Source organism: Thermogutta sp. (assembly GCF_014359955.1).
Lineage (GTDB): Bacteria > Planctomycetota > Planctomycetia > Pirellulales > Thermoguttaceae > Thermogutta.
Window position 1 is genome coordinate 1 of sequence record NZ_JACIYL010000291.1, and the last position, 4,961, is coordinate 4,961.

The 4,961-nt window shown below is 56.3% G+C and carries 5 protein-coding genes; 4 read left to right on the top strand and 1 reads right to left on the bottom strand.

The window, feature by feature from the left end:
* The first annotated feature begins 81 nt into the window (after positions 1–81).
* The 3 genes from fliQ to flhB all read left to right on the top strand — a co-directional run bounded on the left by fliQ (position 82) and on the right by flhB (position 2,429).
* The gene (fliQ, locus tag H5U08_RS10080) at positions 82–351 is read left to right on the top strand and encodes a flagellar biosynthesis protein FliQ (RefSeq protein WP_297032642.1); all 270 of its coding nucleotides are present in this window, start codon (positions 82–84) and stop codon (positions 349–351) included.
* Between the two features lie 200 nt (positions 352–551).
* Positions 552–1,319, top strand: a complete 768-nt coding sequence (locus tag H5U08_RS10085) for a flagellar biosynthetic protein FliR (protein WP_297032643.1) — start codon at positions 552–554, stop codon at positions 1,317–1,319.
* 27 nt (positions 1,320–1,346) lie between these two features.
* Positions 1,347–2,429 (top strand): flagellar biosynthesis protein FlhB, encoded by a 1,083-nt coding sequence (gene flhB / locus H5U08_RS10090; RefSeq protein ID WP_297032645.1) that lies wholly within the window; start codon positions 1,347–1,349, stop codon positions 2,427–2,429.
* 72 nt (positions 2,430–2,501) lie between these two features.
* Here flhB and H5U08_RS10095 read toward each other — a convergent pair whose 3' ends face one another.
* Positions 2,502–3,701 (bottom strand): sulfotransferase, encoded by a 1,200-nt coding sequence (locus H5U08_RS10095; RefSeq protein ID WP_297032647.1) that lies wholly within the window; start codon positions 3,699–3,701, stop codon positions 2,502–2,504.
* Positions 3,702–4,062: 361 nt separating this feature from the next.
* On the opposite strand from H5U08_RS10095, the gene H5U08_RS10100 reads away from it, so the two are divergent.
* On the top strand, positions 4,063–4,961 hold an 899-nt coding region (locus tag H5U08_RS10100), incomplete at its 3' end, for a flagellar biosynthesis protein FlhA (RefSeq protein ID WP_297032648.1).

Genomic DNA, 4,961 nt, shown 5'->3' on the forward strand with positions numbered 1-4,961 from the left:
GGCTGAGTTGTAACTGATTCCTGCGGCGAGAAAAATGCCGGGTTCAGTAAACCGCCAGGAAAAGACAGCAAGGAGTGTGATATGGATGCACAGGCGGCGGTGGATTTATTCAGGACGGCAATCTGGATGGGGTTTTTAATTAGCGCGCCCGTTCTTTTAGCAGGGATGGCCGTCGGGCTGATCCTGGGGCTGCTGCAAGCGGTGACGCAGATTCAGGAGCAAAGCCTCGTGTTTGTTCCCAAGGTCGCCGTGATGGTCATTGTATTTCTGCTCACTTTACCATGGATGCTGGTGCAGATGCTTGAGTATTCGCAGGAGCTACTGAGAGGCATGTCGGGCACAATTTATTAGGGTAAACAGTAGTCCGAAAAGTAAAAAACACGGCAAGCGATATAACGTGGCTTTTTGTGCAGAATAAATGACCGAGGGAAAAGAAAGTCCGCGAAGAAGGCGGCGATGGGAAAAAGAATGAATGCGGAGTCGATGACCGCGTTGTCCGCGTGCTGCGGCTGCAAGGTGAGAGTCGGCGTTTTCGCAGGCCAACGGTTGATATGGTCGTTTACTTGCTGAATCAGTTTATTCTGCTGATGCTCGTTTTTATTCGCATGACAGGTCTGGTTCTGTCCGCGCCGGTGCTTTCTCATCGGCTTGTGCCGATGCAGGTTCGCATTCTATTGGCACTGGCCCTGGCCGTGCTGATTTTACCCGTATTGACGGTTCCCCTGCCGCAGGTCAATAACATCCTGGAATTTGCTGTGATGGTCGCGTCGGAATTGGGCGTGGGATTCGTCCTGGGGCTGGGGGTGATGCTGATGATCCAGGGGATGCAGTTGGCGGGCGACATCATCTCGAGGATGGCAGGGTTGGGAATCGGCGATGTTTACGATCCGACGAGTGACAGCGAGCTTTCCGGTTTCAGCCAGTTTCTCTTCATTCTGGGGACGGTGGTGTTTCTGGTGACGGGAGGAGAAAAGGCCCTGTTGAGCGGGATTCTGGAAAGCTACGCGGTGCTCAAGCCCGGCGTTTTGTTTTCAGTTTCTGATGCGACCACACTTCTTCTGGATTGTGTGACATTCAGTTTCGTGCTGGCGGTTCGGGTGGCGGCGCCGGCCATGGCGGCCCTGCTGACCGTGACGCTCGTCCTGGGGCTGATCAGTCGGACTCTTCCTCAGCTCAATCTTCTCATGCTGGGCTTTGGGCTGAACGGTATGGCGGCGCTGGGGACGCTGCTGCTTTCGATAGGATTCATTGTGATGATTTTTGAGCAGGATCTGACCAACACGTTCCAGCGGGTGTTTCCCTGGGCGGCTGGATTCTGACGGGGTCATCTGTTCCGACCGTGAGCCATGCCGGACGATGCAGGCGAAAGAACGATCGAGCCAACGCAGCACCGGCGGCAGAAGGCCCGGGAGGAAGGGCACGTCGCGCGAAGCTCGGATCTCGTCTCGGCCCTAATTTTGCTGGCAGGAACAGGGGCGCTCGTAATCAGCGGTCCGGCCCTTGTGGAAAGCGTCGTGCGGCTGACTCAGCGTTATCTGGGCGGCGAAGCGTGGCTCACGACTGATGTCAACACGACGAGCGCCATGTTTCTCGAGGTGGCTGAGGAGATCGGTCTGGCGCTGGCGCCGATCCTGGTGGCAGTGGTGATTGCGGCGGTAGCGGGACACTTTATTCAGTTCGGATTCCTGTTTTTGCCACAGAAGGCTGCCCCCGATTTGACGCGGATCGACCCGCTCAAGGGCTTTGGGCGGATTTTTTCACTGGCGAATATTGTGCGACTGCTGTTCGGTATATTCAAGATTTTAGTCGTGGGAGCTGTCGCGGCCGTCTATCTGGCATCGAAAATAGATTCGATATTCCTGCTGGGAGCATTGTTACCCGGAGAAATTGCGAGTTTCCTTGCGGAATTGCTTGTTTGGACAACGCTTCGCCTGGGGATTGCGCTTCTGGTGCTGGCGATCCTGGACTTTGCATTTCAGTACTGGAAACGCGAGCAGGACCTGAAGATGACTCCGCAGGAGCTACGGGAAGAGCTGAAAAACCTGGAGGGTGATCCCCAGATTGCGGCGCGCCGCAAGGTCGTCCAGCGGCAACTGATGCTCAATCGGGTCAACCAGGCGGTGCCCAAGGCCGATGTCGTGGTGACCAACCCCACGGAGTTGGCGGTGGCCCTCAAATACGATCCGGAGACGATGGCGGCTCCGGTGGTGGTGGCGAAGGGAGCGGGCCTTGTCGCGCAGCGAATCCGCAAACTGGCCGAAGAGCATGGTGTCCCCGTCATCGAGAAAAAACCGCTGGCCCAGGCGCTTTATCGTACCGTGGAGGTGAATCAGCCCATTCCGGAAGACCTGTACGCAGCCGTTGCCGAAGTGCTGGCCTACGTCTATCACCTGAAAGGCAAAAAGGTGCCACCGCCGAGGGCCGCATGATCGATCCACGCGTTCACAGAGGGACACGCATGCGTTCGGCAAGCCAGGCCAATGCTCCGTTGTACGACCTGGTCACGCGGGACGGGGCGACGAGGTCTGAGAGGACCTGGGAACGTCGGCCGGATCGTGAGACGGCGGTAGGGGGTACCCGTATTTTTCGAAGAAAAACCGCCACCGACGGGCGATTTCTCGCTGAACGGCCGGATCCAGCTCAAATTTATTCCGCTTGTAGTTGGATCGCTCGGCAATGAATTGGCGGAGGCGCGGCCGGACGATCTCGAAATCGCCAAGGTCGAGCTCCCGGTAGAGCCTTTCCATTTCGCGCTCGGGATCGGCGACGAGGGCTTCGTAGCTGACCTCGGCCAGTTGGCCGGCCGGGACCAACGGTCTTGCCCGTTCAAAGGCCTCGTACATCCGGCAGAAAGTTGTCAATACCCGTTCTTCCAGGCCCTGATAGTGGGGAACTTGCAGGCCTTCGTCCTTGGAAAGTCGCTTCCAAAGGTTAATCGTCGAAGGATAAACGGCCAGCGGATCGCGGTAGATGTGAACGAATTTGGCGCGGGGAAACATCTCCAGAAGGACTTTGATCCGGCAGGTGTGAGGCGGTGATTTGAGGACGATCCGTTTTCCGCACTGGATGGTCACCGCTTTCAGGAAAGTCAAGAATGCTTTTTTCCACCGCTCAAGTTCGCGCTGGGGCACGTCTTCGAGAGTCAAATAGGCATCATAACGAGGTGGTTCGTTGGGAAAAATCAAACTTAAATAGGGCGAGGGCACGCCCATGTTGCAGAGGGCGAATTCGTCCTCCTGAGGGCGGTTCCAGTCGAACGGCATGTTATCGATAGGGCGCATTTTGGGCATGAGGAGCCCCACCAGCGGCGCCAGGAACCAGCGAGACACGAGAAAATGGTTGGGGGCGAAGCATGCGTAGCTATCAGGAAATCCGAAACGCGGGTCGAGGATGAACATCTCGTGAAGGAGCGTTGTTCCCGACCGCCAGTGTCCGATGATGAAGATCGGGTCATCGACAAGAGGTGTGCGGGCGATCTTTCTTCCGTAGACGAGTTTCTGAATGAGGGCCAAAAAGGAATTGAAAAGCCCGATGAACGTGATGAGGATGGCCATCCCGAGACGGCGGGGGGCGATCTTGAAGCGATGGTCGGCCATCACTTTGATCCATCCCCAGAACGTGATACCATCCCAAAAACGGGGGATCCAGGGTCGATCGCGATAGCCGCCAACTTCTTTTGCCTTGACACCGTTTTTAGACATGCCTACCTCGTCCGCAGGGTTGGATGGATGGTCAACACGGAGGATTCTGGAAAGGTGAGAAGCCGAACGGCGGGGGTGCACTTCTGACATATTCTTGGCAACCTATCCAGAACTCTCATTTTATCAAAACAATTTCGGCCCGGCGACCAACCTGCGTTTTCCGATCGGGAAAACATTTCCCTCATCGGCAATGTCGCGAGTCAGAATCCAGCCCAGCACCGGAACGGGTTTTGTCATGGGCGTGGAAAGCGAAAACAATCTGGACCTTTCAGGCCATTTTCGGTATCGTTGGCCCCCTGCGTAGGACCTCTCTTGGCAAAGGTTGCGAGAAGAATGCGGAAGCGGAATTTGGGAGAGCGGAGTGGCTGGAAATCCAGGTGTTCTTCAAACCCGGTTGAACATCGTCAAACCACAGGAGTTGGTTTTTCCTGTGGTGATTATCGCCAGCGTCATTGTGCTTCTGATTCCGCTGCCGGTGTGGCTGCTCGACTTTCTCTTAGCCACCAACATCACTGTGGCCATTATCATGCTGCTGACAACCATCTATGTGGCCACACCTTTGGAGTTTAATATTTTTCCCTCACTTCTTTTGGCGACGACGCTGATGCGGCTGGTTCTCAACGTCGCGACGACCCGCCTCATTTTGACGCGAGCGGGAGAGGCCGGTCTGGAAGCGGCGGGGAGCGTCATTCGGTCGTTCGGAGAGTTTGTGGCGGGCGACCAAATCGTCGTCGGTCTGATTATTTTCGTGATCATCGTTGTCATTCAGTTCGTTGTGATCACCAAGGGGGCCACGCGTATCAGCGAAGTGGCTGCCCGATTTACTCTCGACGGCATGCCCGGGCGACAAATGGCCATCGACGCCGATTTGAACGCGGGGATCATCGACGAGAAGGAGGCCCAGCGGCGGCGGGAGGAAATCACACGGCAAGCGGACTTCTTCGGGGCGATGGACGGTGCCAGCAAGTTTGTACGCGGCGACGCCATCGCGGGCATCATTATTACCTTAGTCAATATTATCGGCGGTTTATTCATTGGGATGGTTCAGTTGGGGATGCCGTTCTCTCAGGCGGCGGCCCTGTACACGAAATTGACCATCGGCGACGGGCTGGTGAGCCAGGTTCCGGCATTTCTGATCTCTCTCGCTGCCGGTTTGCTTGTGACGCGGAGCAGCAGTCAGGTCAATTTGCCGGTGGAATTTCTTCGGCAGATGTTTGGTCGTCCGCAGACCCTTGCCGTGGCCGGGGGATTTTTGGGGAT